At 61.9% G+C, this 25,508-nt stretch carries 22 protein-coding genes and 1 riboswitch; of the genes, 10 read left to right on the top strand and 12 right to left on the bottom strand.

Translation table 11 applies throughout. The features are described from left to right. Positions 1-94: 94 nt before the first annotated feature. The 5 genes from KP004_RS13265 to moaA form a co-directional block, all read right to left on the bottom strand. Positions 95-1,444: an electron transfer flavoprotein subunit alpha gene (locus KP004_RS13265; protein ID WP_216799008.1), complete on the bottom strand. Its 1,350-nt coding sequence runs from the start codon at positions 1,442-1,444 to the stop codon at positions 95-97. 195 nt (positions 1,445-1,639) lie between these two features. Beyond that, a complete protein-coding gene (locus KP004_RS13270; RefSeq protein WP_216802561.1) occupies positions 1,640-2,452 on the bottom strand; it encodes an electron transfer flavoprotein subunit beta/FixA family protein in 813 nt (270 codons plus the stop codon). Between the two features lie 84 nt (positions 2,453-2,536). After that, positions 2,537-2,710: a hypothetical protein gene (locus tag KP004_RS13275; protein ID WP_183349134.1), complete on the bottom strand. Its 174-nt coding sequence runs from the start codon at positions 2,708-2,710 to the stop codon at positions 2,537-2,539. 39 nt (positions 2,711-2,749) lie between these two features. Next, the gene (locus KP004_RS13280) at positions 2,750-3,181 is read right to left on the bottom strand and encodes an MOSC domain-containing protein (protein ID WP_216799009.1); all 432 of its coding nucleotides are present in this window, start codon (positions 3,179-3,181) and stop codon (positions 2,750-2,752) included. Between the two features lie 116 nt (positions 3,182-3,297). Continuing rightward, entirely contained in the window at positions 3,298-4,278 is a 981-nt protein-coding gene (gene moaA / locus KP004_RS13285) for a GTP 3',8-cyclase MoaA (protein ID WP_216799010.1), read from the bottom strand. Between the two features lie 484 nt (positions 4,279-4,762). On the opposite strand from moaA, the gene KP004_RS13290 reads away from it, so the two are divergent. The 5 genes from KP004_RS13290 (at position 4,763) to KP004_RS13310 (ending at position 10,629) form a co-directional block, all read left to right on the top strand. Continuing rightward, the gene (locus KP004_RS13290; protein ID WP_302467672.1) at positions 4,763-5,932 is read left to right on the top strand and encodes an iron-containing alcohol dehydrogenase; all 1,170 of its coding nucleotides are present in this window, start codon (positions 4,763-4,765) and stop codon (positions 5,930-5,932) included. 304 nt (positions 5,933-6,236) lie between these two features. After that, positions 6,237-6,357: riboswitch (molybdenum cofactor riboswitch) on the top strand. Between the two features lie 40 nt (positions 6,358-6,397). Beyond that, positions 6,398-8,128 (top strand): aldehyde ferredoxin oxidoreductase family protein, encoded by a 1,731-nt coding sequence (locus KP004_RS13295; RefSeq protein ID WP_216799011.1) that lies wholly within the window; start codon positions 6,398-6,400, stop codon positions 8,126-8,128. A 72-nt stretch (positions 8,129-8,200) separates the two neighbouring features. Further along, positions 8,201-8,425 (top strand): MoaD/ThiS family protein, encoded by a 225-nt coding sequence (locus KP004_RS13300; RefSeq protein WP_216799012.1) that lies wholly within the window; start codon positions 8,201-8,203, stop codon positions 8,423-8,425. A 1-nt stretch (position 8,426) separates the two neighbouring features. Beyond that, positions 8,427-9,278 (top strand): HesA/MoeB/ThiF family protein, encoded by an 852-nt coding sequence (locus tag KP004_RS13305; protein ID WP_216799013.1) that lies wholly within the window; start codon positions 8,427-8,429, stop codon positions 9,276-9,278. Positions 9,279-9,387: 109 nt separating this feature from the next. After that, positions 9,388-10,629, top strand: a complete 1,242-nt coding sequence (locus KP004_RS13310) for a molybdopterin molybdotransferase MoeA (protein ID WP_216799014.1) — start codon at positions 9,388-9,390, stop codon at positions 10,627-10,629. Positions 10,630-11,214: 585 nt separating this feature from the next. Here KP004_RS13310 and ahcY read toward each other — a convergent pair. The 3 genes from ahcY to KP004_RS13325 all read right to left on the bottom strand — a co-directional run bounded on the left by ahcY (position 11,215) and on the right by KP004_RS13325 (position 15,116). Then, positions 11,215-12,582, bottom strand: a complete 1,368-nt coding sequence (ahcY, locus tag KP004_RS13315) for an adenosylhomocysteinase (protein WP_215907286.1) — start codon at positions 12,580-12,582, stop codon at positions 11,215-11,217. Positions 12,583-12,772: 190 nt separating this feature from the next. Next, a complete protein-coding gene (locus KP004_RS13320) occupies positions 12,773-13,690 on the bottom strand; it encodes an ArsR/SmtB family transcription factor (RefSeq protein ID WP_216799015.1) in 918 nt (305 codons plus the stop codon). A gap of 334 nt (positions 13,691-14,024) precedes the next feature. Continuing rightward, positions 14,025-15,116, bottom strand: a complete 1,092-nt coding sequence (locus KP004_RS13325) for an NAD(P)H-dependent flavin oxidoreductase (protein ID WP_216799016.1) — start codon at positions 15,114-15,116, stop codon at positions 14,025-14,027. Positions 15,117-15,259: 143 nt separating this feature from the next. Between KP004_RS13325 and KP004_RS13330 the strand changes: the two genes are divergently transcribed. Continuing rightward, complete coding sequence (locus KP004_RS13330) at positions 15,260-16,219, top strand: sensor histidine kinase (RefSeq protein WP_216799017.1); 960 nt, start codon at positions 15,260-15,262, stop codon at positions 16,217-16,219. 2 nt (positions 16,220-16,221) lie between these two features. Further along, on the top strand, positions 16,222-16,926 hold the full coding sequence (locus KP004_RS13335; RefSeq protein ID WP_216799018.1) for a response regulator transcription factor: 705 nt from the start codon (positions 16,222-16,224) through the stop codon (positions 16,924-16,926). Positions 16,927-17,097: 171 nt separating this feature from the next. On the opposite strand, the gene metK is transcribed toward KP004_RS13335, so the two are convergent. Beyond that, positions 17,098-18,267, bottom strand: coding sequence for a methionine adenosyltransferase (gene metK, locus KP004_RS13340; protein WP_216799019.1), 1,170 nt, complete (start codon positions 18,265-18,267; stop codon positions 17,098-17,100). A gap of 270 nt (positions 18,268-18,537) precedes the next feature. Between metK and KP004_RS13345 the strand changes: the two genes are divergently transcribed. Continuing rightward, complete coding sequence (locus KP004_RS13345; protein ID WP_216799020.1) at positions 18,538-19,053, top strand: hypothetical protein; 516 nt, start codon at positions 18,538-18,540, stop codon at positions 19,051-19,053. 69 nt (positions 19,054-19,122) lie between these two features. On the opposite strand, the gene KP004_RS13350 is transcribed toward KP004_RS13345, so the two are convergent. Then, a complete protein-coding gene (locus KP004_RS13350) occupies positions 19,123-19,638 on the bottom strand; it encodes a peptidylprolyl isomerase (RefSeq protein ID WP_216799021.1) in 516 nt (171 codons plus the stop codon). 192 nt (positions 19,639-19,830) lie between these two features. On the opposite strand from KP004_RS13350, the gene KP004_RS13355 reads away from it, so the two are divergent. Next, positions 19,831-20,457, top strand: coding sequence for a peroxiredoxin (locus KP004_RS13355; protein ID WP_239026805.1), 627 nt, complete (start codon positions 19,831-19,833; stop codon positions 20,455-20,457). A gap of 65 nt (positions 20,458-20,522) precedes the next feature. On the opposite strand, the gene KP004_RS13360 is transcribed toward KP004_RS13355, so the two are convergent. Further along, complete coding sequence (locus KP004_RS13360) at positions 20,523-22,559, bottom strand: ATP-dependent helicase (protein WP_216799022.1); 2,037 nt, start codon at positions 22,557-22,559, stop codon at positions 20,523-20,525. Between the two features lie 209 nt (positions 22,560-22,768). Here KP004_RS13360 and ligA point away from each other — a divergent pair, with 209 nt between their 5' ends. Beyond that, a complete protein-coding gene (ligA, locus tag KP004_RS13365; protein ID WP_216799023.1) occupies positions 22,769-24,775 on the top strand; it encodes an NAD-dependent DNA ligase LigA in 2,007 nt (668 codons plus the stop codon). A 64-nt stretch (positions 24,776-24,839) separates the two neighbouring features. Here the strand turns inward: ligA and KP004_RS13370 are convergent, their stop codons facing one another. Next, a complete protein-coding gene (locus KP004_RS13370) occupies positions 24,840-25,451 on the bottom strand; it encodes a four helix bundle suffix domain-containing protein (protein WP_216799024.1) in 612 nt (203 codons plus the stop codon). Between the last annotated feature and the right edge of the window lie 57 nt (positions 25,452-25,508).

Raw genomic sequence — 25,508 nt, forward strand, 5'->3', positions numbered from 1 at the left:
GAAGTATGATGCTAAGTCGAATCGCTCCTGCCGGTGACCCGGGGAACGGATGTTTCGGAGATCACAGCGTCCAGCGTGGAGCCCCCGGCTCCCCTTACGCCGCCTTGCTGTCCTTGACCTCGGCGCTCCCCTTGCACGCCTTCATCTCGCGCAGGGCGGCGATGAGGGCCGGGACCACGTCGAAGAGGTCGCCCACGATGCCGTAGTTGGCCACCTCGAAGATGGGGGCTTCCTTGTCGCGGTTGATGGCGACGATCAGGTCGGAGTCCTGCATGCCGACCAGGTGCTGAATGGCGCCGGAGATGCCGCAGGCGATGTAGATCTTGGGACGCACGGTCTTGCCGGTCTGGCCGACCTGGCGGTCGCCCGGCATCCACCCGGCGTCGACGGCGCTGCGCGAAGCCCCCACGACGCCGCCCAATTCATCCGCGAGTTCCTGCAGGATGGCGAAGTTCTCCTTGGCCATCATGCCGCGGCCGCCCGAAACGATGAACTCCGCGCCGGCGATGTCCACGTCACCCGCCTTCTTGTCGCGGATCACCTGGAGCACCTTGGTGAAGATGTCCGCCTCGGAGATGGGGAGGCTGACCGGGACGATCTTGCCGGTCCGACCCGGCATCTGCGCCGGCATCGGCATCACGTGGGAGCGCACCGTCGCCATCTGGGGGCGGAACCGGTCGCACATGATGGTCGCCATGATGTTGCCGCCGAAGGCCGGGCGGGTCTGCATCAGGTTGCGCTTCGCGTCGATATCCAGCCCGGTGCAGTCCGCGGTGAGACCGGTCTTGACGCGCGTCGCCACGGCTCCGGCCAGGTCACGGCCCATGCCGGTTGCGCCCATGAGGACGATCTCCGGCTTGAACTTGTCGATCAGGTGGCACAGGGCATCCAGGTACGGGTAGGTACGGTAGTGCTGCAGCACCGGCTGATCCATGAGGTACGCCTTGTCCGCGCCGTAGCTGAACGCCTCGTGGCACAGGTGCTCCACCTGGTCCCCCATCACCACCGCGCAGAGCTCGACGCCCAGCTTGGCGGCGAGTTCCTTCCCCTTACCCATGAGCTCCCAGGATACGCGGGCCGCCTCACCCTCGGTCTGCTCCACGAAGACCCAGACCCCGCGGTAGGCCGCCACCAGCTCGCGGCGCGCCAGCTCCTCCGGGTCGGCATCCTCGTCCGCCAGGTCCTGCTGTCCGGCAAGCTGCGCCAGGATCTCCAGTTCCTCCGGCGTATAGAAGATCTCCAGGGCCGAGCCAGGGCAGGCCTTCACGCACTTGAGGCAGCCTATGCACTTGGAGAGCTCGATGTGCGGCTCACCCGCATCGCTCATCTGGATGCCGTCCACCGGGCAGCTGCTCTGGCAGCGTGCGCCGCAGGCGATGCACTTCCCCTCGATGAGCCTCACCTTCCCCCGCGGCTTTTTCAGTTTGGTTGTAGCTTCAGCCATCCGCTCCGTCCTCTCGTTATTAAATTGCACAAGCTCCGACAGATCATGGTTCCCTCCCCCGGAGGGGGAGGGTTAGGGAGGGGGCATCCGTTGTTCCGATAGCCCCCCTCCCAACCTCCCCCCTCCGGGGGGAGGAGCTAGTCTTGCGTCCCCCCCGGAGGGGGGAGTGGTTGCTCCTCCGGCTGGTTATGTGGACTACACCGCCAGCATGTCGCTCGCCACCAGCTTCTCCAAGAGCAGCCGTGCGGTGCCCGCCGGGTCGCCCATGCCGTCGCCGATGATCTCGCCCGCGGCACGTTGCGGCGAGAAGATCCTGCTCACCCAGGTGGGCGAGCCCTTCAGACCGACGCTGTTCGGGTCCAGTTGGAGTTCCTTGTTGTCCCAGACCTTCACCTCGGTCTTGGCCGCCTTGAGCCGCATGGGGACTGTCGGGTAGCGCGGGCGGTTCAACTCCCGCACCACGGTGATCATGGCCGGCAGCTTCGCCTCCACGATCTCGTAGCGCCCTTCCAACTTGCGCCGGACCCGAATCTTCTTGGCCAGGAAGTCCAGGTGTTCGATGCGGTCCACCAGCGTAAGCTGCGAGAAACCGAGGCGGATGGCGATGCCGGGTCCCACCTGGGCCGTGTCGCCGTCGATGGTCTGCTTGCCGCAGAACACGATGCCGACCTCGTCCTCCTGGGCCAGTTTCCTGATCGCCGCGGCCAATACGTTACTGGTGGAGAGCGTGTCCGCCCCGCCGAAGGCGCGGTCCGAGCAGAGGATCGCTTCATCGACTCCCAGCGCCAGCGCCTTTCTCAGGGTCGCCTCCGTGTTGGGCGGTCCCATGGAGAGGGCGGCCGCCTTGAATCCGTAGCGGGCCTTCATGCGCAGGCTTTCCTCGAGGGCATGAGTGTCGTAAGGGTTGACGATGAAGGGAATGCCATCGCGCACCAGCGTATTGGTGACCGGGTCGATCTGCACCTGCGTCGTATCCGGCACCTGTTTAATGCAAGCCACCACGTACATATATAAGGTCCTTTCCTGTACCAGCAGTTTCAAGCTTTCAGCCACAGTCCATCGGGTCCACCAAGGTTTTGGTGGCTTTGGTGGCTAATGGCTCGCCCTGGACAGCTCCCACTGCTCCCTGAACAGAGCGAACGCCTCGCGCATGATGAAGGAAGCCTTCTTCCCCCTCTTGTCCATCAGCTTCTGGATTGCGTCGCGCTCGTCGTCGCTCATACGGATCGAGATGATGTTCACTTTTTTCTGGCTTCTGTCCTTCATGACTTCTCCCCTTCTATCTGTCCTGAAAATATGCTGCGTTTAAAGCAGCTCGATCTCATCGTCGGGGCGCACCACCCCACCACTTACCACCGTGGCAAAGACACCTTCTTTGGGCATGACGCAGTCGCCGGCCTGGTAGTAGATGGCGCAGCGGGTGTGGCACTCCTTGCCGATCTGGGAGATCTCCAGTACCACCGGGCCGATGCCGAGCCGCGCGCCGACCGGGAGGTGCATGAGGTCGATGCCCCGCGTCGTGATGTTTTCGGCAAAGTCCCCGGCGCCTACCGAGAGCCCCAGCTGCACCATCTTATCTATGCTCTCCTGGGCTAAGAGGCTCACCTGGCGGTGCCAGTCCCCCGCGTGCCCGTCACCGATGATGCCGAAGTTCTCCCTCAGGTGCACCTCCGGCGCCGCCTTCTTCCTCTCGCCCTTATTGCGGCTTATGTTGACCGCCACTACCGATGCGCTCATGAAATCCTCCGTTAGGGTTACAGCTCCGTTAGGGGGACAGGCACCTGCGGAGCCAGTCCCCTTGTCGGCTTTCCTCGCCGGTGTTAGGGGGACAGGCACCTGGCGGAGCCAGTCCCCTATCCGCCGATCCTCGACATGTTCACCACCGCCTGCTCGGCCCCTTCCTCGGCGATGTGGTGCCTGCCAGGCTTCTGGGTCACGATCCGGCGCAGGGTCTGCTCCAGCGCCTCGGGGTCCTCTGAGGCCAAAAGCGGCTTCAGGTCCGTCCCCTGGTCCGAGAAGAGGCAGCCGCGCACCCGGCCGGTCGCCGTGATCCTGATCCTGTTGCAGCTTTCGCAGAAGTGGCCGGAGACCGGGGTGATGATCCCGATGGCGCCCGCCGCTCCCTGTATCTTATAGTTCCTGGCCGGTCCCGCCATCTCCGAGCTGACCAGCGGCAGCAGCGGATAACGCTCGCCGATGGCAGCGAGGATCTCGCTCCCCGGCATGCTCTGCGCGCCCCATCCCTCGTCCTGCAAGGTCGGCATGTACTCTATGAAACGGACCGTGTACGGCTTTTCCAGGGTGAGCGCAGCGAAGTCCAGGATCTCCTGGTCGTTCACCCCGCGCATCACCACCATGTTGATCTTGAGCGGACCGAAGCCCGCCTTCTGTGCTGCATCTATCCCCGCCAGCACCCTTTTCAGGTCGGCGCCTCGGGTGACCCGGGCGAAGGTTTCCGGCTGCAGGGAGTCGAGGCTGATGTTGAGCCTGGCCACCCCGGCATCCTTAAGGGGCCGGGCCAGCTCCTCGAGCAGCAGGCCGTTGGTGGTCAGCACCAGCTCCTTCAGCCCCGGCAGGGCCGAAAGACGCCCCAGGAAATCGACCAGCCCCCTGCGCACCAGCGGTTCCCCGCCGGTCACCCTGATCTTCTCTATCCCCTGCGCCACGCACGCGGCGGAGACCCGGTACAGCTCCTCGTAGCTGAGCATCTCTTTATGCTCGAGCTTCGCCACCCCCTGCGCCGGCATGCAGTAACAGCAGCGCATGTTGCAGCGGTCGGTGACCGAGAGTCTTAAGTAGTTGATCCGCCTGCCGTAGGTATCGATCAGTGCCATGTCTTACTCCCTTCGGAAACACGCCTCGCCGTATACAAAGGCAATATCGATACCAATTGTCCCGATTCGGAGCAAAAAGCCGGATCAGCCACTAATGAGGGAGGAACTAAGCTGGTGAATACATGGGAAACGAACCGATTTTTGTCTTTCTGAATTCAACAAACGTGCGGGGAGCGTGACGGCGGTTGGCAGAGCAAAACGGCCGTTCCACAAAGGAGCAAATGTTCCATTGTGGAACGTCGCAACTGTTCGATTTGAGGACGCAACCTTGGAGGGGGGTGAGCGGGAGGTAAACACAGCGATTGTTAAGTATACGGTATCCTGTGAATATTATTCGATATCCCGAAAAATTGTGTTTACGGCAAATTCTGGTACGGCCTTTGCGAGAGCGTAGAAAACCGTTTTAGGAAAGTGTATGCAGCATCGCACCACTATCTTAAAAACAAAAAGAACCGGGGCAAGCCCGGAAAATCAACAGGGGGAAATGAAAATGGCATTAGGAGAGCAGACTTACGGTTTCTTCATCCCGACGGTATCGCTGATGGGCGTTGGTTCCGCTAAGGAAACCGGCGAGCAGGTCAAGGCACTGGGCGCATCCAAAGCGCTGATCGTCACCGACAAAGGCCTCTCGGCCATGGGCGTTGCCGACAAGATCAAGGAGCAGGTTGAAGCTGCCGGCGTTAAAGCCGTTATCTTCGACGGCGCCGAGCCGAACCCGACCGACATCAACGTACACGACGGCGTGAAGGTATACCAGGAAAACGGTTGCGACGCGATCATCTCCCTGGGCGGCGGTTCCTCCCACGACTGCGGTAAGGGCATCGGCCTGGTCATCGGCAACGGCGGCCACATCCGCGACTTCGAAGGCGTGAACAAGTCCACCAAATCCATGCCGGCATTCGTTGCTATCAACACCACCGCCGGTACCGCTTCCGAAATGACCCGCTTCTGCATCATCACCAACACCGACACCCACGTAAAGATGGCTATCGTCGACTGGCGCTGCACTCCGAACATCGCCATCAACGACCCGCTGCTCATGGTCGGCAAGCCGGCAGCTCTGACCGCTGCCACCGGTATGGACGCCCTGACCCACGCGGTTGAGGCATACGTCTCCACCATCGCCACCCCGATCACCGACGCCTGTGCCATCAAAGCCATCGAGCTGATCGCCGAGTTCCTCTCCAAGGCTGTCGCCAACGGCGAAGACCTCGAGGCACGCGACAGGATGGCTTACGCCGAGTACCTGGCCGGCATGGCGTTCAACAACGCATCGCTTGGCTACGTTCACTCCATGGCTCACCAGCTGGGCGGCTTCTACAACCTGCCGCACGGCGTCTGCAACGCCATCCTGCTGCCGGCCGTCAGCCAGTACAACCTGATCGCCTGCCCGAAGCGTTTCGCTGACATCGCCAAGGCTCTGGGCGAGAACGTCGACGGCCTCTCCGTGACCGAAGCCGGCCAGAAGGCGATCGACAGGATCCGCACCCTCTCCGCTTCCATCGGCATCCCGACCGGCCTCAAGGCCCTCAATGTCAAGGAAGAGGATCTGGCCATCATGGCAGAGAACGCGAAGAAGGACGCTTGCCAGTTCACCAACCCGCGCAAAGCGACCCTCGAGCAGGTCATCCAGATCTTCAAGGATGCAATGTAGTAGTCACTCGCCCCAACGTCCCCTCCCCCCTTGCGGGGGAGGGACAGGGTGAGGGGGAAGACGCCACCGAATTGGTGATGGCAACTTCACCCACTGCAGCATAATCCCCTCCCCCGGAGGGGGAGGGTTAGGGAGGGGGGGCCTTGTTCACAGACTGCGGCATCCCCCCTCCCAACCTCCCCCCTCCGGGGGGAGGAGCATAATGAAGCCTTTCCTCCTTTGCGAAAGGGGGAAGCTTAAGGCCGTAGCGCCCCGCAGTACCCCAGCACACGCAACAGATGCGTAAGCGGTGTCGGGTCAGTCACGCATCAAAAATCTCCGAGCCGTCGCAGCCTAAAAGGGATCATCCCTCATGGCTCCAGGCCAACGGGTTTCGCTGGAAACGGCGGAGCCTCCCTCTTGGAAAGGAGTCCCGGCGGTAGCTACTGCCGGTAGAACTAAATAAAAACAGGGAGCTTGAAAAGCATGGATAAGATTTTTCGCGTCAACATGACCGACCTCACCACCAAGATCGAAGAAGTTCCGGCAGCATGGGCAGGCCTGGGTGGCCGTGGCCTCACCTCCACCATCGTGGCCGCCGAAGTACCGCCGACTTGCCACGCGCTTTCCCCCGAGAACAAGCTCGTCTTCGCACCGGGCCTGCTGACCGGCACCGCGGCAGCCAACTCCGGCCGTCTCTCCGCAGGCGCCAAGAGCCCGCTCACCGGCGGCATCAAAGAGTCCAACGCAGGCGGCACCGCAGCTCAGATGCTGGCCAAACTGGGCATCAAAGCGATCATCATCGAAGGCGCACCGAAAACCGGCGCCTGGTACAACCTGGCCGTGAGCGCGAACGGCGTCACCATCAACGAGGAGAAAGAACTGCTCGGTCTTGGTAACTTCGCCGTCATCGACGCAGTCGAGACCCGCCTGGGCAAGAAGACCGGCGTACTCACCATCGGCCCGGCCGGCGAGCTGAAAATGACCGCCGCCAACATCTCCGTCAAGGACCCGGACAGCAAGATCCGCAGCCACGGCCGTGGCGGCCTGGGCGCGGTCATGGGCTCCAAGCAGATTAAGTTCATCTCCATCGACAGCGAAGGCGCGAAAGCCGTGACCATCGCGGATCCGGAGAAATTCAAGACCGCAGCAAGGGCGTTCTCCAAGGCGCTGCTCGACCACCCGGTCTCCGGCGAAGGCCTGCCGACCTACGGCACCAACGTCCTGGTCAACATCCTCAACGAAGCAGGCGGCCTGCCGACCAAGAACTTCACCGTCGGCCAGTTCGAAGGGCACGACAAGATTTCCGGTGAGACCATGCACGACACCATCGTGGCGCGCGGCGGCAAGCCGAAACACGGCTGCCACGCCGGCTGCATCATCCAGTGCTCGCAGGTCTACCACGACAAGGAAGGCAAGTACGTCACCTCCGGCTTCGAGTATGAGACCATCTGGGGCCTGGGCGCCGACTGCTGCATCGACAACCTGGACGACATCGCCCGCGCCGACAACCTGATGGACGACATCGGGATCGACTCCATCGAGACCGCCGTCATGTTCGGCGTGGCCATGGAGGCCGGCATCCTCAAGTGGGGCGACTCCAAGGAAATGCTTCGCCTGCTGACCGACGAAATCGCCAAGGGCACCGCTTTGGGCCGCGTGCTGGGCGGCGGCGCCGCATCCGTTGGCCGCACCTACGGCGTGACCCGCGTACCGGTGGTCAAGAACCAGGGCATCCCGGCGTACGACCCGCGCTCCGTCAAGGGCATCGGCATCACCTACGCCACCTCCACCATGGGCGCCGACCACACCTCCGGCTACACCATCGCCACCAACATCCTGAACGTCGGCGGCTACGTCGATCCGCTCAAGAAGGACGGCCAGGTCGAGCTCTCCCGTAACCTGCAGATCGCGACCGCCGCGGTTGACTCCACCGGTATGTGCATCTTCGTCGCCTTCCCGGCGCTGGACATCCCGGAGTGCCTGCCGGCCCTCATCGACATGATCAATGCCCGCTTCGGCATCGCCCTCACCGGCGACGACGTCAACAACCTGGGCAAGTACATCCTGAAGACCGAGCGCGAGTTCAACCAGAAAGCCGGTCTCACCAACGTCCACGACCGCCTGCCGGACTTCTTCAAGACCGAGCCGGTCGCACCGCACAACGCGGTGTGGGACTTCACCGACGAGGAAATCGACGAGTTCTGGAACTTCTAGGAACCACCTCTACCCGGCGTGACGGAAGTCACGCCGGGTTTTTCCGTTTAAGCCAAACACGCAGGTGCCGTTATGCAGATCACACTCAAGCTTTTCGCCACATTCAGAAACGGCAGGTTCAAGGTCGCCGAGCAGGAGCTCGCCGAGGGGTGCGACGTGCGCCAGGTGGTGCTCTCCCTCGGACTCACCGAAGAGGAGATCGGCATCGTCATGCTGAACGGCCGGCACGGCGAACTCGACAGCAAACTGAGCCACGGCGACACGCTTTCACTCTTTCCCCTGGTCGGAGGAGGCTGATATGCGCAAGGTCATCACTTTTCTGAAAGATCAGACCAAGGACGGACTGCTTTCCTGGAGCGCCCAGGACGCCACCGCGAAGCAATTCAAGCTGAGCCACGCGGCGGTCGAGCTCATCGCCCTGCAAAACGGCCTCTTCCCGGCGCGCTACCAGCGCAACCGGAACATGATCCAGGTCGATGAGCAGCTGCGCCTGTTCCAAAGCCGCGTCGCCGTGATCGGCTGCGGCGGCCTGGGCGGCTACGTCCTGGAAGAGCTGGCGCGCCTCGGGGTCGGACAGATTATCGCCGTCGACCCGGACATCTTCGAGGAGCACAACCTGAACCGGCAGATTCTCTCCTCGCCCGCCCTGCTCGGACAACCCAAGGCGGCGGTAGCTGCGGAGCGGCTGGCACAGGTGAATCCCGCCGTCACGGTCACCGCCATCCAGGACTACTTCTGCCTGGCCAACGGCTTCGAGCTGCTGGCGGGAGCGCAGGTCGCGGTGGACGCGCTGGACAGCATCTCGTACCGGCTGCAGCTGGCCGAGTATTGCAACCTGGCCGGCATCCCCATGGTGCACGGCGCCATCGGCGGCTGGTACGGCCACGTCGCCTCCCAGTTCCCCGGCGAGACCACCGTGCAGCAGATCTACCGCCACTGGGTGGCGGGCAAGGGGATCGAGCAGCAGCTCGGCAACCCCTCTTTCACCCCGGCCGTCGTGGCGAGCCTGGAAGTCGCCGAGGTCTGCAAGATCCTGCTCGGCAAGGGTGAGCCGCTCAGAAACCGCAAGCTCGCCATCGACCTCCTGGAAATGGAGATGCAGGAGATCTCCTACGCTCCGGTCCCGGTCACCCTGGTCGACGCGGCTTAGCTCTTCCCCTTGCTGCATGGGGCGAGGAAAGCGCTGTAAAGCGGCAACGCTGCCGCTAAAAAAACAAGCGACGCCGTCGACGACGCCGCAGAGAGCACCGAGGTGCATCATGCCAAGCTTTGAAGAAGCTCGAGGCATCATACTGGGCCACGTCGCCCCGCTTGGAGAGGAAAACGTACTGCTGTCCGACGCACTGGGGCGCGTGGTGAGCAGGGACATCATGGCCCCGTGGGACCTGCCCCAATACGACAATTCGGCCATGGACGGCTATGCCGTGCACGCCGCCGATTGCACCTCGGTCCCCAGCCGGCTCCTCATCACCGGATTTCTCCCGGCCGGCGGCGAAGAGTGCGCCGCCGTAACCGTCGGCTGTGCGGTGCGCATCATGACCGGCGCCCCCATTCCCCCCGGATGCAACGCGGTGGTCCCCATCGAGGACACGGAACAGGACGGGGACCAGGTCGTCATCAACCAGAGGGTGCTCCCCAAGCAGCACGTACGGGTCAAGGGAAGCGACGTTGCCTCGGGCACCCAGGTCCTTCCTGCCGGCAGCCAGGTCCGCCCCGCCGAGATCGGCATGCTGGCCGCCATGGGGCAGGCGCTGGTACCGGTGCACCGCAAGGTGCGGGTGGCCATCCTCTCCACAGGAGACGAGCTCATCGAACTGGGCGAAAGCCCGAGGGCCGGCAAGGTGATCAACTCCAACGCCCTGTCACTCGCCGCCGCGGTGCGCGAGGCGGGAGCGGAACCGGTGCTGCTCGGCATCGCGCGGGACAACCTGGAAAGTCACCGGGATAAGATGCAGGAAGGCCTTTGCTGCGACGCCCTGATCACCTCGGCCGGCGTCTCCGCCGGTGACCGCGACCTGGTCCGGGAGGTTGCCGCGAGCCTCGGCGCCGACGAGCTGTTCTGGAAGATAGGGATGAAGCCGGGCGGCCCCACCGCCTTCTCGGTCTGGCAGGGAAAGCCGATCTTCTCGCTTCCCGGTAACCCCGTCTCCACCATGGTGACCTTCGAGCTGCTGGTGAAGCCCGCCCTTCTGAAGATGATGGGGCACCACCGGGTGCTCCCCCCCTTCGTCAAAGGGATACTGGCCGAAGATGCACACAAGAAGGCCGGCAAGCTGCACTTCATCCGGGTCACGGTGAAGAAGCGCCACGGCAGGCACGTCGCCTACTGTGCCGGTGAGCAGCACACCGCGATACTCAGCACCATGACCAGGTGCGATGCCCTGGCCGCCCTCCCCTGTGACGCCACCTTCATCCCCGCCGGGAGCGAAGTCGATCTGGCGCTGATGAGGGAAGTGGATCTGCTGAGCGAGGCCGAAGTCGGCATAAGGTGCTGTGCCTGAAGCAGAATCAAAGCTGAACGGGTCATAATAATAATTAATTTGGTATATTTTCTTTCCCGAATATGCGATAAAGCGGATGGTAGGATTCGGGAGGTGAAATATGCAAGAGATGTTGATTTTAGGTGGGATCGTCGTGGGGTGGATCGTGTTGCAGCGCTTCATCCTGCCCAGCATGGGGATCGAGACTTGAATGTCTCCCGCATGCACCTCCGGTCGGGGGAAGAAGAAAGAAGCAGAGAAAGAGCAGCAAGGATAAGAAAGGGCGCCGCTAAAAGCAGGCGCCCTTTCTTTTTGTTGCGATGATAGTCCTTTCGTACCAACCGTGATCTCGTTCCCAAGGTCCGCCTTGGGAACGCAAAGCCTCTCCGAAGCTCCAACTTCCCTCGGATGCAAAGCTGGAGCTTTGCGCCGAATGGGGTTCCCAAGCTGGAGCTTGGGAACCAGGAAGTTCGCACCAACCGTATGGGCGAATAATCATTCGCCCTCACCCCCGCCCCTCTCCCGGAGGGAGGGGGGGGATGGATGAAAGGTTGAAACGTAGAACCTAGAACATAGAACCTAGAACCTAGAACGGCCGTTCGCCGTTTAGTACCTGTAATGCTCCGACTTGTACGGCCCTTCCTTCTTGACGCCGATGTACGCCGCCTGGGCGTCGGTCAGCTCGGTCAGCATGGCGCCCAGGGTCTTCAGCTGCAGGCGCGCCACCTTCTCGTCCAGTTCCTTGGGGAGAATGTAGACGCCCACCGGATACTTGCCGGGGTTGCAGAAGATCTCCATCTGCGCCAGGGTCTGGTTGGCGAAGGAGGAGGACATGACGTAGGAGGGGTGACCGGTGGCGCAGCCCAGGTTAACCAGACGCCCTTCCGCCAGCAGGATGATGCGCTTGCCGTCCGGGAAGATGACGTGGTCGACCTGCGGCTTGATGTTCTCCCACTTGTACTGCTTGAGTTTCGCCACCTCGATCTCGTTGTCGAAATGCCCGATGTTGCAGACGATGGCGTTGTGCTTCATCGCCTTCATGTGATCGTGGGTGATGACGTCGATGTTGCCGGTGGTGGTGACGAAGATGTCCGCCTTGTCCGCCGCCCACTCCATGGTGACCACCTTGTACCCTTCCATGGCCGCCTGCAGCGCGCAGATCGGGTCGACCTCGGTGACCCAGACCTGGGCCTGAAGCCCGCGCATCGCCTGGGCGCACCCCTTGCCCACGTCGCCGTAACCGCAGATGACCGCCACCTTGCCGGCCACCATGACATCGGTGGCGCGCTTGATGCCGTCCATGAGGGACTCGCGGCAGCCGTAGATGTTGTCGAACTTGGACTTGGTGACCGAGTCGTTAACGTTGATGGCCGGGAACTTGAGCGTCCCCTTCTCGTACATCTGGTACAGGCGGTGCACGCCGGTGGTGGTCTCCTCGGTCACGCCCTTGATGCAGGCCGCCGTCTTGGAGTACCAGTCCGGCTGCTCGGCGAGGCGCTTCTTGATGGCCGCGAACAGGAACTGCTCCTCCTCGCAGGTCGGGTTGGCGATGACAGAGGGATCCTTCTCCGCGTCGGAGCCCAGGTGCAGCAGCAGGGTCGCATCGCCGCCGTCGTCGAGGATCATGTTCGGGGCGCCGCCGTCGTGCCACTCGAAGATCTTGTGGGTGTAGTCCCAGTACTCCGCCAGCGTCTCGCCCTTGTGTGCGAAGACCGGGATGCCTGCGGCGGCGATGGCCGCGGCGGCGTGGTCCTGGGTGGAGAATATGTTGCAGGACGCCCAACGGACCTCGGCGCCCAGGGCGGTCAGCGTCTCGATGAGCATGGCGGTCTGGATGGTCATGTGCAGCGAGCCCGCGATGCGCGCCCCCTTGAGCGGCTGGGCCGCGGCGTACTCCTCGCGGATCGCCATGAGACCCGGCATTTCGGTTTCCGCGATGATCATCTCTTTACGGCCCCAATCGGCCAGCGACATATCCTTTACGATGTAATCCTTGGTCACGTTGTTTCTCCTTTTGATGAGTTAACTTACACGCTTAGTGTTGTTTTTTCAGACTCCCCTCGCCCTCCGGGAGAGGGGCAGGGGTGAGGGCGTTGTAACCAGCGGTAGAGCCGCCATCTCCCTCACCCGCCCTGTCGGGCACCCTCTCCCGGAGGGAGAGGGACTAACGTTTCACGGCTTTCACCAGCAGCACATCTTCCACACCGTTCGGGGCGGTGACGCGCTCTATGGTGACCTCGGAAAGCCCCGCCCCTTCCAACCACACCTTGAGTTCATCTTCTTCGAACCCCAACCACTGGTCTGCCAGTTGCTCACGGGCCCACTCACGCTCGTGGCGCGCCAGGTCGGCCAGCACCAACGTCCCCTGTAGCTGCAGCACCCGAACGATCTCGGTCAGCACCGCCTGCGGATCGGGGGCATGATGCAGCACCATGTTGGCCACGACGCATCCCGCTCCCCCATTGGCGATGGGAAGATGGGTCATCTCGCCGAGCCGCAGTTCGGCACCCGGGACATCGTCCTGAACCAGGCGCCGCCGCGCCTCCACCAGCATGGCAGGAGAATGGTCGACACCGATCACCTGCTTTGCCTTTCTGGCCAGTTCAGCCAGCAGGATCCCGGTGCCCACCCCGATTTCCAGCAGCACGGCGACCTCAGGAACCAGCGCCAGCAGGGCATCCTGGTACTCCGGCACCGGCAGCAGGGTACGTGACAGATCGTCCCACTGGGCCGCGTGCTGGTCGAAGAACTCCTGGCTGCGCTTGCGACGTGCTTCCAGCGCCTGCGCCACGGCAGCAAGATCGTTGCGGCGCTCGGGAAGCTGCTCCAGTGCGCGCTCGAACTCCGGCCTTATGGCAGTGAAAAAGGTGTTTTGCTCACCCGCGCGGTAGTAGCTCCAGGTCCCCTGACGCTTTACCGAGAGCACACCCGCCTCCGCGAGGATCTTCAGGTGTCGGGAGATGCGCGACTGCCCCATCCCCATGATCTGGGTGAGTTCCTGGACGGTGAGCTCCGATTTGAGCAGCACGGCCAGCAACCGCAGCCGGCACGGATCGGCCAGCGCTTTGAAAAGTTCCAGCATAGGTATATCAACCTTGGTGATTATCTTAAATCAAGTTTTCTTGATATACCATGAGCCGCGGCTGCTGGCAAGTCGAAAAGCATATTATTTCCGGCTCATTGGGGACCGGCTCCGCCAGGTGCCTATCCCCTTAGTGCAGGAGGGGACTGGCTCCGTAGGTGCCTGTCCCCTTTGCTTCGAAAAGCTGGTTGAGCTGAAAGGAGCGTTCCGCTAAAGGGACAGGCACCTGACGGAGCCTGTCCCTTCTGCAGCGCCCCCTCTCTCGTTTTCAAAACGAAAATCCCCCTGCAGCTAAGCCACAGGGGGATGGAAAATCAGGTGTAATGATGTGCTGTCAGGCCGCCCGGTCCTCGGCGACGGCCCCGGTCTCGGCGAAGATTTCGTCGAAGATCTCCTGCACCGTCTCGATGCGAGTCGCTTTCCAGGCGTTGGTGCCGCAGAAGATGAGACCCGAGTCGACCTCGCCGCGCTGGGCGCGGTCCAGCGACTTCACGATGCAGAAGCGCTCGCCGCTCTCCTTGTAGGAGCACTTCTTCAGGCAACCATGCGAGCAGACCGAGGCATGGTCGCGGTCGTAGGCCATGATCCCTTCCTGGTTGGTGAGGATGGCGCGGCCGGGCAGACCGGCAGGACTCATGATCAGGCCAATGTCCTCTTTCTTGCAATTGAGATAGGCCTGCTTGAAGGCGTCATCGGCGTCGCACTCGACGGTGGTGACGAAACGGCTCGCCATCTGCACCCCGTCGGCACCTTCGGCCAGGGCGTGGAGCACGTCGGCGCGGTCCCAGATGCCACCGGCTGCGATCACAGGAATATCGAGGCCGTACTCGCTGCGGAAGAACTCCTTCACGCCGCGCACGGTCTCGTACTGGTCGTATTCGCCGGTGCCGATGTTCTCCATCTTTTCACCGAGGTGTCCGCCTGCGGTGTCCGGGTCCTCGACCACGACGGCATCGGGGAGACGGTTGTAGGCCTTGTCCCACTTCTTGGCGATCAGCTGTGCGGCACGCACGGAAGAGACGATGGGCACCAGCGCGACATCGGGCGCGTGAGCGGTCAGGCCGGGCAGGGTCATGGGGAGCCCCGCGCCGCAGACCAGCACCTTGGCTCCCGCCTCGACCGAAGCGACCACCAGCTCCTCGAAATCGGACAGGGCGACCATCACGTTGACCCCGATGATGCCGTCCGGGGCGATCTCGTACGCCTTGCGGATCTCTTCTTTAAGCGCCAGACAGTTGCTTTTCAGGTAGTTCTTGCCGTTGAAAAACTCGCTGTTCAAGGTTATGCCGGGGGAAGCCACCAGCCCGACGCCGCCGCACTTTGCAACGTGCCCTGCCAGAGATCCTGCGGAAATCCTCACCCCCATGCCGCCCTGGATCAGCGGGTAACGTGCCTCGTGTTTGCCAATGCGCAACGGTTTGAACATATGCTCCTCCTGACTGTCTGACTGCACCGTAAACACATTAACAGAGAACCTCAAACTCTTTTGTAATAGTACTGTAAAACAAAGGGGCCTATGTTCCGCAGATACCCCTTGCAAAAAGCCGGCGGCGGTGCTACCAGTGGGGCATGAAAATGAACCGGAAACTATCCAACCCGTTGATTGCACTGATAGGGATCCAGCTGATCTGGGTGGTCATGGTCATCTCCTGGATCTACTGGTTCATCGGCAGGAGCAAAGAGTTCCGCAACCTGGCTCTGCGTTACAAACCGGAGCTGCTCACCCAGGGGATGGAGTGGATCGTCCTGGTCGAGGGTCTGTTGATGGCAATCGCCATCCTCGCCGGCGTCTATGTCATCTTTCTCTACTGGCGCCGCCAGGCCAAGCTCTACCTGCAGCAGCGCACCTACATCTCCCAGTTGACCCATGAGCTCAAGTCGCCGCTCACCTCCATCCAGTTGCACCTGGAGACGGTGAAGATGAGGGACCTCCCCAAGGAAAAACTGGACGGATTCATCGACACCATGCTCTCGGATACCGACCGGCTCAACATCCTGACCAGCAACCTGCTCATGGCCACCAGGATCGAGTTCCGGCAACTGGGCGAAAAGGCCAAGAAGATCGATTTCTCCGAGTTCGTCACCAACTATTTGCAGGGCAAGAGCAGCGACCTCCCCGAAGGAGGAAAGCTCACCCTGGAGATCGAACCCAACATCAACGCGACCATCGACGTCGAGGGTATGGAGATGGCGCTCAGGAACCTCTTCGAGAACGCCCTGCTCTATTCACCGGTTTCGCCCGAGATCAGGGTCTCGCTCAAACGCAGCATAAGCGGCAGACAGTGCCTGCTGGAGTTCCAGGACAACGGCAAGGGGCTCAAGAAGAACGAGCTGGAGAAGATCTTCGAGATGTTCTACCGCGTGCGCACACCGGGTGAGAACATCAGGGGGACCGGCCTGGGGCTCTACATCGTCAGGTCCGTGGTGAACGCGCACGGCGGCAAGATTTCCGTCGAGAGCCCGGGACTGGGCAAAGGCTGCACCTTCCACATCACCCTGCCGCTTCAGGGCAGGCAGCAAAGAGGTTAGGCATGTCCGGTGAAAGACCGCACATACTGCTTGTCGAGGACGAGATGCATCTCGCGCGCGGCATCACCTTCAACCTGGAACAGGAAGGGTACCTGGTGAGCCACGTGGAGAGCGGCGAGGAGGCGCTCGACAAGGTAACCATGGAGAAATTCGACCTCATCATCCTGGACGTGATGCTCCCGGGCATCGGCGGCTTCGAGGTCTGCCAGAAGATCCGGGGGCTCGACTCGAGGGTACCGGTGCTGATGCTCACCGCGCGCTCCGCCGAGAGCGACCGGATCTCCGGGCTCGCCGCCGGCGCCGATGATTACCTGGTCAAGCCTTTCAACCTGAAGGAGTTCCTGCTCAGGGTTTCCGGGATGTTGCGGCGCAGCGCGTGGTATCGGCCGGAACCGGTGGAGGAGGGATATCGCTTCGGGGACAACGAGGTGTTCCTGCTTTCCTATCGCGCCAGGACCAGGCAGGGGGAAATCGACCTCACCGACCTGGAAGTGCGCATGCTGTCGCTGTTCTTCCATCGCGAAGGAGAGGCCATACCGCGCGGCGAGATCCTGGAGAGCGTCTGGGGCTACGCCACCGATGCCGAAACAAGGACGCTGGACAACTTCATCGTGCGGCTCAGGAAGTACTTCGAGCCCGAGCCCTCGCGCCCCGTGTTCTTCCAGACCGTGCGCGGGGTTGGGTATCGGTTCAGCAGGAAAAGCTAACAGCCGTTCAACGTTCAACGTTCAACGTTCAACGTTCAAGGTTGGAAACGGGTTTACCTGCATGTGGCGCCATATAGCTACGGCCACATTGGCAACAATAAGAAAAGGCCTTCTGGATCACCAGAAGGCCTTTTGCTTTTAACATCGAACGTTGAACGTTGAACGGGTTTCTTAGAGTCCCGCCTTCTCCCTGATGAGGGCGGCCTTGTCGGTGCGCTCCCAGGTGAACTCGGGGAGCTCGCGGCCGAAGTGGCCGTAAGCTGCGGTCTTCTTGTAGATCGGACGCAGCAGGTCAAGCTGCTCGATGATGGCGCGCGGACGCAGGTCGAACACCTCGCGCACGATCTCGGAGATGCGCTTGCTCGGGATCTTGCCGGTGCCGTTGCAGTCGACCATGACCGAGACCGGCTCGGCGACGCCGATGGCATAGGCCACCTGCACTTCGCAACGCTCGCAGATGCCGGAAGCAACCAGGTTCTTCGCTACGTAGCGCCCCATGTAGGCCGCGGAACGGTCCACCTTGGAGGGGTCTTTGCCGGAGAACGCGCCGCCGCCGTGGGCACCGTGCCCGCCGTAGCTGTCCACGATGATCTTGCGGCCGGTGAGACCGCAGTCGCCCATCGGCCCGCCGATGACGAAACGACCGGTCGGGTTGATCAGGAACTTGGTCTTGGCGTCCATCAGGTTGGCCGGGATGATCTTCTTGATGACTTCCTCGATGATCCCTTCCTTGATCATCTCGTAGGAGACCTCGGGGGTGTGCTGCGAGGAGATGACGATGGTGTCGACGTGGACCGGCTTGTCATCGATGTACTGGATGGAAACCTGGGACTTGGAGTCCGGACGGAGGAAGTCGAGCACGCCGGTCTTTCTCACGTCGGCAAGCCTGGAAACCAGCTTGTGCGCCATGAGGATCGACATCGGCATCAGCTCCGGGGTCTCGTTGCAGGCGAAGCCGAACATGAGCCCCTGGTCGCCGGCGCCCTGCTCCTTGAACATCCCCTCGCCTTCGGTGACGCCCTGGGCGATGTCGGGGGACTGCTTGTCGATGGAGGTCAGCACCGCGCAGGTCTCCCAGTCGAAGCCCATGGCGGAATCATGGTAGCCGATTTCGCGGATGGTCTCGCGGGCGATCTTCGGATAATCGATGATGGCGTTGGTGGTGATTTCACCGGCGATGACCGCCATACCGGTGGTCACCAGCGTTTCACAGGCCACGCGGGATTTGGGATCCTGGGCCAGGATCGCATCGAGGATCGCATCGGATATCTGGTCGGCAACCTTGTCCGGATGCCCCTCAGAAACAGACTCGGACGTAAAGATAAAGTCCTTCATTTCCATAAGGTAAAACCCCCTAACGAAGTGTGTAGCAGGTAGCGTAAAGCTTGCAGATTGTATAGTTGGCGATCACCTTTGTCAATAATTAAATGCGACCAATATCAAACAGTTCCGCCACCGCACACCCCAATACCTAAGCTGCATGCGGATAATTAGTTGATTCAAATAAAATGCCCGATACACTCTTTTCCGTCGCATCACGTGCCACCCTGAGCGCCGGGATCACAGGTCACCTGAAGCAGGTTCACGATGTCCTTTCAGAGGAGGAGCACAATGAGATTGCTTTGGTTGGCAATGTTGTGCCTGCTTCTTGCCGCTTGCGGCGGAGGCTCCGGCTCGAGCGGCGCTCCCGGCGACGACGGCAACGTACTGACACCGGAACCCGCCGCAGGTACAGCGCGACTCACCGTCGGCACCCAGGGACCTGCCGCGGACTCCGTCTTTTATGCCGCACAGTTCACTCTGCGTCTCCCCGCGGGGGCATCGCTCCCGGTCGCCACCGGCAGCACCCTGCTCCCTGAAGGGGCGCTGGTCCCTGCCGTCAGCGGCAGTTACAGCGGAGCCAATATCCTGGAGCCCGCCGGCACGGCTTCGGGACCGCTACTGTTGGTAAACATCGCCCATCCCGGCGGGCTCACCGTCGGTCCCCTGGCCACCCTCACCTGTCAGGTCGCGGCGGGCGTGACACCTGCGGCCGCAGCCTTCACCCTGGACGGCTTCTCCGCCCGCGACGCCAACGGCGCCGTAATACCAGGCATCACCGCGCGTCTTACCCTGCAAACGCAATGAGCGGTTGACGGATACTCCGCCAACCGCTCACCTGTTCGCATTCCCCCGTCGGGGGAACAACCTTTCTTCCTACTCGACCAGCTTGACGGAGTTGATGAAGACCGGCTCCACCGGGACATCCTGGTGGCCTGCCTTGTTGCCGGTTTTTACGTCACGGATGGCGTCGACCACATCCATGCCTTCTATCACCTGCCCGAAAACCGCATAGCCGAAACGATCCGGGGTCTTGCCGGCGTGGTCGAGGAACGCGTTGTCCACGACGTTGATGAAGAACTGGGAGGTGGCGCTGTCCACCACGGCGGTACGTGCCATGGCGAGGGTGCCGCGCACGTTCTTCAGGCCGTTGGTGGCTTCGTTCTTGATGGCGAACTTGGTCTTCTTCGGCTGCATGTTCTCATCCAGCCCGCCCCCCTGGACCATGAAATTCTTGATGACACGGTGGAAGATGGTGCCGTCGTAGTAGGCATCCTTGACGTAGGAAAGGAAGTTGCGCACGGAGATGGGAGCCTTGTCCTTGAAGAGCTCGATCTTAACGGTGCCCATCGAGGTCTCCATGACGACTACAGGATTTTTTTCTTCAGTCATTATGTTGCTCCTTTATATTGGTCTTGATACACCTTTTCGGGTTGCAGCGGTCTTCAATACCACACAAACAACTGTCTGGGAAGTTTTTACTGGTTGCAGCCGTGCAGCTACGGTATCATGTACAGCCAGTGATTGTACCAGAAACGGCTTTGTAATGCAGCCATGCATTAGATTATTCACAGGAGAGCACGCATGAAAGTATCAACCATCACCCTGCTGGCGGCACTGACACTCTCAACTTTCACCACTGCCCTGCCCGTAGCGGCATCGGACGTGCAGCAGGTCGCCAAGGTAGGAGAACCCGCCCCCAACTTCAGGCTCGACGCCTGGGTCAGCACCGCATCCGGCAAGGAGTTCAAGCAGATCTCCCTCGACGACTATCGCGGCAAGTGGGTACTGCTCTTTTTCTACCCGATGGACTTCACCTTCGTCTGCCCCACCGAGATCAAGGGGTTCAACCAGGCGCTCCCCGAATTCCAGAAGCTTAACACCGTCGTTCTCGGCGCCTCCACCGACAGCAAGTACTCGCACCTGGCCTGGGTGCAGCGCGGCGACCTGGGCAACCTGCAGTATCCCCTGCTTTCCGACATCAAGAAGGAGGTGGCCGAGAAATACGGCGCCCTGGACGAGAAGGAAGGGGTGGCCCTGCGGGCCCTTTTCATCATCGACCCGGACGGCGTGCTCCAGTACCAGGTGGTGCACAACCTCGACGTGGGCAGGAGCGTCGAGGAGACCCTGCGCGTCCTCGAGGCGCTGCAGACCGGCTCGCTCTGCCCCCTGGGGTGGAAGCCGGGCCAGAAGACCCTGGGCAAACCGTAATTGCACAAACACCAAGCGGGAAGCACTAAGGGGACAGGCACCTGGCGGAGCCAGTCCCCTACCCCCTACCCCATCATCGCCTTCATCTTGGCGAAGAAATCCTCCGCTGTCTTTTCCGCCTCCTCCGGCGTCACTTCCTTGGCCACCCCGGTTTGCTGCACGTTCAGCACCGTACCCGGGATCTCCTCCAAAAAGCGCGACGGGACCCGTTCCTCCATCTTGCCGTACTTCTTCCGGAACAGCGTGCGCGTCATCACCAGTTGCTGACGCGCCCGGGTGATGCCGACGTAGCACAGGCGCCGCTCCTCGTCGATGCTGTCATCCTCGTAGATCGCCCTCTTGTGCGGCAGGATCTCGTCCTCCATCCCCACCAGGAACACGAAGGGGAACTCGAGCCCCTTGCTGGAGTGCAGCGACATGAGCGTCACAGCGTCCTTGCCGTGATCCTTCTTGTCCTTGCCGGAGAAGCGGTCCTCGTCCATGAGCGACACCTTTTCGATGAAGCCACCGAGCGTCGCCTGCGGCACCCGTTCCTCGTAGGCCGCCATGGAGTTGATGATCTGCTCCACGTTCTCCACCTTGCGCCGCGCGGCCTTCTGATCGTCGATGGTGCGGAAGATCTCCTCCTCGATCTTCAGCTTCTCGAAGAGCGCCTTCCCTTTCTCGGCCAGCCCACCTTCGGCCCGGAACGCGTCGGCGGCGTCGAGCAGGGTGTGGTGAAAGGAAAGCACCTTGTCCCGGATCGCCTCGGAGATCCCTTCGATCTCCCCTACCCGGCTGATTGCCTCGAACAGGGGGATCTCCTTTTCCAGCGACCACTGGTTGATGCGGATCACCGTGCTGTCGCCGATGCCGCGCCTGGGGAAGTTGACGATGCGCAACAGGGCCACCTCGTCCAGGGGGTTGGCGATCACCTTCAGGTAGGAGAGGGAATCCTTGACCTCCTTGCGCTCGAAGAACTGCGTGCCGCCCACCAGTACGTAGGGGATATCCTCGAAGCGGAGCTGCTCCTCGAAGGCGCGGCTCTGCGCGTTGGTGCGGTACAGGATGGCGAAGTCGCTGTAGGGGGTGTCCTTCTTGAAGCGCTCCAACTGGATGCGCTCCACCACGGAGGTTGCCTCCTCCTCGTCGTCCTGCACGATACAGAGATCGATGAGCGCCCCCTGCCCCGACGCGGTCCACAGCCTTTTCGCCTTCCGTATCTTGTTGTTGCCGATGACGCTGTTGGCGGCTTCCAGGATGTTCCCGGTGGAGCGGTAGTTCTGCTCCAGCTTTATGGTGCGGCACCCCTTGAAGTCCTTCTCGAAGTCGAGGATGTTGCCGACGTCCGCGCCGCGCCAGCCGTAGATGGACTGGTCGTCGTCCCCCACTACGCAAAGGTTTTTGCAGCCGGCGGCCAGGTGATTCACCAGGAGATACTGGGACGAGTTGGTGTCCTGGTACTCGTCAACCATGATGTATCTGAAGCGGTCCTGCCAGTGCTTGAGGACCGGCGGGTGGTGCTGCAACAGTTCCGCCGTGAGCATGATGATGTCGTCGAAATCGATGGCGTTGAAGGCTTTCAGAGCGGACTGGTAGCGCGGGTAGACCAAGGCGGCCATCATGTCGATGTCGTCCAGCGGGTTGGGTGCGAAGCGCTCCGGCGGGATCAGCTTGTTCTTGGCGCCTGAGATGCGCCAGATGATGCTCTCCGCGTCATATTTCTTGCTGTCGGTGTTCACCTCACGCACGATCTGGCGCACGAGCCCCACCTGGTCGGCCGTCGAGTAGATGGAGAAGTTCTTCTTGTAGCCCAGGCGCTCGATGTCGCGCTTGAGCACGCGGACCCCCAGGGAATGGAACGTGGAAAGCACGATCCCCTTCGACGCCTTGCGCCCCACCAGGTGCTCCACCCGCTCCTTCATCTCCTTGGCCGCCTTGTTGGTGAAGGTGACGGCGAGAATCTGGTCCGGCGACACCTGCTTATTCAGGATCAGGTGCGCTATGCGATAGGTGATCACCCCGGTCTTGCCGGACCCGGCGCCGGCAAGGACCAGCAGGGGGCCTTCCGTGTGCTTGACGGCGGCGAGTTGTTCGGGATTGAGACGGGACAGGTCGAGCATGAAATCCTCGTGAAGCGGATACTTACGCCGCAGCGGCTGCGAAAGCTTTTGCGCTGCGGGCCAAAAAAGAGCCGCCACCGGAAAGGTGCGGCCGGTTATTGTTACCAGAAGCAAAACGGCAATGCAAGTCGCTATATCCATGCCAGTTCCAAACTGCCGCGCGGTGTGCTATAAAGCACCGTTCAAGACAATCCGCCACGAGGTTCATCATGGAAGCACAAGCCGCCGCCCAGCGCATCGCCTGGCTCTCGAAGGAGATCGAGCGCCACAACCGCCTTTACTACGAGCAGGACATGCCGGAGGTCACCGACGCGGAGTACGACGCGCTGTTCCGCGAGCTCCAGGGGCTGGAAAAAGAGTTCCCGGAACTGGCCCTTCCCGACTCACCCACGGGACGGGTCGGCGGACGGCCGCTCGCGAAGTTCACCCAGGTGCGCCATAGCATGCCGATGCTCTCGCTGGAGAACGCCTTCACCGAAGAGGACATGATCGACTTCGACGACCGGGTGAAGCGCTTCCTGGGTCTTGCCGCCGACACCGGGATCTCCTACGTCTGCGAACCGAAGATGGACGGGGTCGCGGTGGAACTGGTGTACCGCGAGGGACTTCTCGCCATCGGCTCCACCCGCGGTGACGGTGTCGTGGGCGAGGACGTGACCCAGAACCTGAAGACGATAAAGGACGTGCCGCTGCGCCTGGAGACGACCGAGCCGCCGGAACTGCTGACCGTGCGTGGCGAGGTCTACCTCCCCCTGGCGCCCTTTCGCAAGTTCAACCAGGAGCGGGAGGAGGCCGGCGAGGCCCCCTTCGCCAATCCCCGCAATGCTGCGGCGGGATCGCTGCGTCAGCTCGACTCCCGCATCACCGCCAAACGCCCCTTGAGCATCTTCTGCTATGCGCCCGGGGAGCTGGGCGGGGTGGAATTCTCGTCGCAGAGCCATTTCCTCAAGACGATCCCCGGGTGGCGCCTGCCGGTGAACCCGCTGACCCGCGTCGTGAACGGCATCGGCGAAATGCTCGCCTACTACCAGGATATGATGGAGAAGCGCGACGACCTCCCCTACGAGATCGACGGCGTGGTGGTGAAGGTCGACTCCTTCGGGATGCAAAGGGAGCTGGGGGAGAAAAGCCGTTCGCCGCGCTGGGCCATCGCCTGGAAGTTCCCGCCGCGCCAGGCGACCACCGTCGTCGAGAAGATCTTCCACTCGGTCGGCCGCACCGGGGTGATCACACCGGTTGCCTTCCTGAAACCGGTGAACGTGTCCGGGGTCATGGTGTCGCGCGCCACGCTGCACAACTGGGAGGAACTGGAGCGAAAGGACATCCGCGAGGGGGACACCGTCATCGTCGAGCGCGCCGGCGACGTGATCCCGGCCGTGGTGCAGGTCATCCTGGACCAGCGCCCGGAAGGTGCGGTCAAGCCTGAGGTCCCGGAAACCTGTCCGGTATGCGGCGGTGAAGCGGTCCGGTTGCCGGACGAGGTGGCGGTGCGCTGCGTCGCCCTTAACTGTCCGGCGCAGCTTCTGGAGCGCGTGAAGCACTTCGCGGCGCGGCGCGCCATGGACATCGAGGGGCTGGGCGACAAGTTCATCGATCAGCTCTTGAGCCTGAAGCTGATCAAGGACGTGGCCGACATCTATGCGCTCAAGGAAGAGGACTTCATGCAGTTCGAGCGCATGGGGAAAAAGCTCGCCGAGAACCTTTTGAACGCCATCGAGGCAAGCAAGGAGAGGGAACTGTCCCGGCTCATCTTCGCGCTCGGCATCAGGCACGTCGGTGAGCACACCGCCAAACTGCTGGCCGGCGCCTTCGGCAGTATCGAGAACCTGGCCAAGGCAAGCGAAGAGGAGCTCACCAGCGTCCGCGAAGTCGGCCCGCAGGTGGCGACCAGCATCGCCGACTTCTTCAGGAACGAGGAAAACCTGAAGGTGCTGGAACGGCTCAAGGCTGCCGGGGTGAGCCCGAAAGTTGAGGAGAAGCGGCTCGGCGGCCGGTTTACCGGCAAGACCTTCGTATTCACCGGGGCGCTGGAGAGGTTCACCAGGGACGACGCCAAGAAGATGGTGGAGCAGGAAGGTGCCCACGCCGCCGGCAGCGTCTCGAAGAAGACCGACTACGTAGTGGCCGGCGCAGAAGCCGGAAGCAAGCTGGAGAAAGCACGCCAGTTGGGCGTGCGGGTGCTGACCGAAGAGGAGTTTCTGGAGTTGATGCAGTAGCGGCCAGAGTTAGCAGTAGGCAAAGGCGCGGCAGCCGAAACGGCTGCCGCGCCTTTTTTGCAGGTCAGCGGTGTTCCTTACGGTAGTTGTAAAGCCTTTCGGTGAAGCCGCCGTTTTCGGCAAAGTCCGTCTCAAGGCGTTCCATTTGGCGTTTCAGCAGGTAGCTTGCCTGGTGGGACAGGCAAAGCATGATGTTGGCGCTCACCTCCGCGCTGCTCCCGCGTAGCGCATGCAGGGCCGCCAACAGTGGCTCGTCGAAGACGTCTGACCGGTCGGACTTGTCAGACGAGTCGGACAGTCTGACGGACTTGGTCAGTTTTCCAGCAAGTCTCGCGCGCATAGCGCGCACCCTGGTCGACTCCTTGTCCCAGACCGGAAGGTTGTTTTGGCGCAGGAAGTCCTCGTAGTCCCTAATGAGTTCCCCCAGGCTTGCCCGTGCCACCCCGGTCAGCTTCAGCTCAGTCTTCTTCGAGGTGCCCGAGGCCAGAGAGCCTTCCGCAATGTTCTGCACACCGCTGCGCGCCGCCTGTACCATTTGGTCATGGGTGCGTGAGCGTTTGTCGATAAAGCGCTCGCAAAAGATGACCGTGCCGTCGTAGGCAGCCAAAGCCACGGCAAAACTCCGTAGCTTGCGATAACCTCCGTGCGGCAAGATGAGATCGCCCGAGCCGTTCATCGCACCTCCAAAGCAACAGTCAGACCAGTCGGACCAGTCGGACCAGTCGGACCAGTC

Origin of the sequence: Geomonas oryzisoli (genome assembly GCF_018986915.1) — a bacterium.
Taxonomy (GTDB): domain Bacteria; phylum Desulfobacterota; class Desulfuromonadia; order Geobacterales; family Geobacteraceae; genus Geomonas; species Geomonas oryzisoli.

Coding starts and splice junctions, on each gene's coding strand:
- moaA (WP_216799010.1), bottom strand. CDS start 4,278: ATGGCACTGATCGATACCTACGGCAGGCGGATCAACTACTTAAGACTC.
- KP004_RS13350 (WP_216799021.1), bottom strand. CDS start 19,638: ATGACTGAAGAAAAAAATCCTGTAGTCGTCATGGAGACCTCGATGGGC.
- KP004_RS13370 (WP_216799024.1), bottom strand. CDS start 25,451: ATGAACGGCTCGGGCGATCTCATCTTGCCGCACGGAGGTTATCGCAAG.
- KP004_RS13325 (WP_216799016.1), bottom strand. CDS start 15,116: ATGTTCAAACCGTTGCGCATTGGCAAACACGAGGCACGTTACCCGCTG.
- KP004_RS13330 (WP_216799017.1), top strand. CDS start 15,260: ATGAAAATGAACCGGAAACTATCCAACCCGTTGATTGCACTGATAGGG.
- KP004_RS13290 (WP_302467672.1), top strand. CDS start 4,763: ATGAAAATGGCATTAGGAGAGCAGACTTACGGTTTCTTCATCCCGACG.
- KP004_RS13345 (WP_216799020.1), top strand. CDS start 18,538: ATGAGATTGCTTTGGTTGGCAATGTTGTGCCTGCTTCTTGCCGCTTGC.
- KP004_RS13280 (WP_216799009.1), bottom strand. CDS start 3,181: ATGAGCGCATCGGTAGTGGCGGTCAACATAAGCCGCAATAAGGGCGAG.
- KP004_RS13335 (WP_216799018.1), top strand. CDS start 16,222: ATGTCCGGTGAAAGACCGCACATACTGCTTGTCGAGGACGAGATGCAT.
- KP004_RS13360 (WP_216799022.1), bottom strand. CDS start 22,559: ATGCTCGACCTGTCCCGTCTCAATCCCGAACAACTCGCCGCCGTCAAG.
- KP004_RS13270 (WP_216802561.1), bottom strand. CDS start 2,452: ATGTACGTGGTGGCTTGCATTAAACAGGTGCCGGATACGACGCAGGTG.
- KP004_RS13355 (WP_239026805.1), top strand. CDS start 19,831: ATGAAAGTATCAACCATCACCCTGCTGGCGGCACTGACACTCTCAACT.
- ahcY (WP_215907286.1), bottom strand. CDS start 12,582: ATGTCGCTGGCCGATTGGGGCCGTAAAGAGATGATCATCGCGGAAACC.
- KP004_RS13305 (WP_216799013.1), top strand. CDS start 8,427: ATGCGCAAGGTCATCACTTTTCTGAAAGATCAGACCAAGGACGGACTG.
- KP004_RS13275 (WP_183349134.1), bottom strand. CDS start 2,710: ATGAAGGACAGAAGCCAGAAAAAAGTGAACATCATCTCGATCCGTATG.
- KP004_RS13265 (WP_216799008.1), bottom strand. CDS start 1,444: ATGGCTGAAGCTACAACCAAACTGAAAAAGCCGCGGGGGAAGGTGAGG.
- metK (WP_216799019.1), bottom strand. CDS start 18,267: ATGGAAATGAAGGACTTTATCTTTACGTCCGAGTCTGTTTCTGAGGGG.
- KP004_RS13300 (WP_216799012.1), top strand. CDS start 8,201: ATGCAGATCACACTCAAGCTTTTCGCCACATTCAGAAACGGCAGGTTC.
- KP004_RS13310 (WP_216799014.1), top strand. CDS start 9,388: ATGCCAAGCTTTGAAGAAGCTCGAGGCATCATACTGGGCCACGTCGCC.
- KP004_RS13295 (WP_216799011.1), top strand. CDS start 6,398: ATGGATAAGATTTTTCGCGTCAACATGACCGACCTCACCACCAAGATC.
- ligA (WP_216799023.1), top strand. CDS start 22,769: ATGGAAGCACAAGCCGCCGCCCAGCGCATCGCCTGGCTCTCGAAGGAG.
- KP004_RS13320 (WP_216799015.1), bottom strand. CDS start 13,690: ATGCTGGAACTTTTCAAAGCGCTGGCCGATCCGTGCCGGCTGCGGTTG.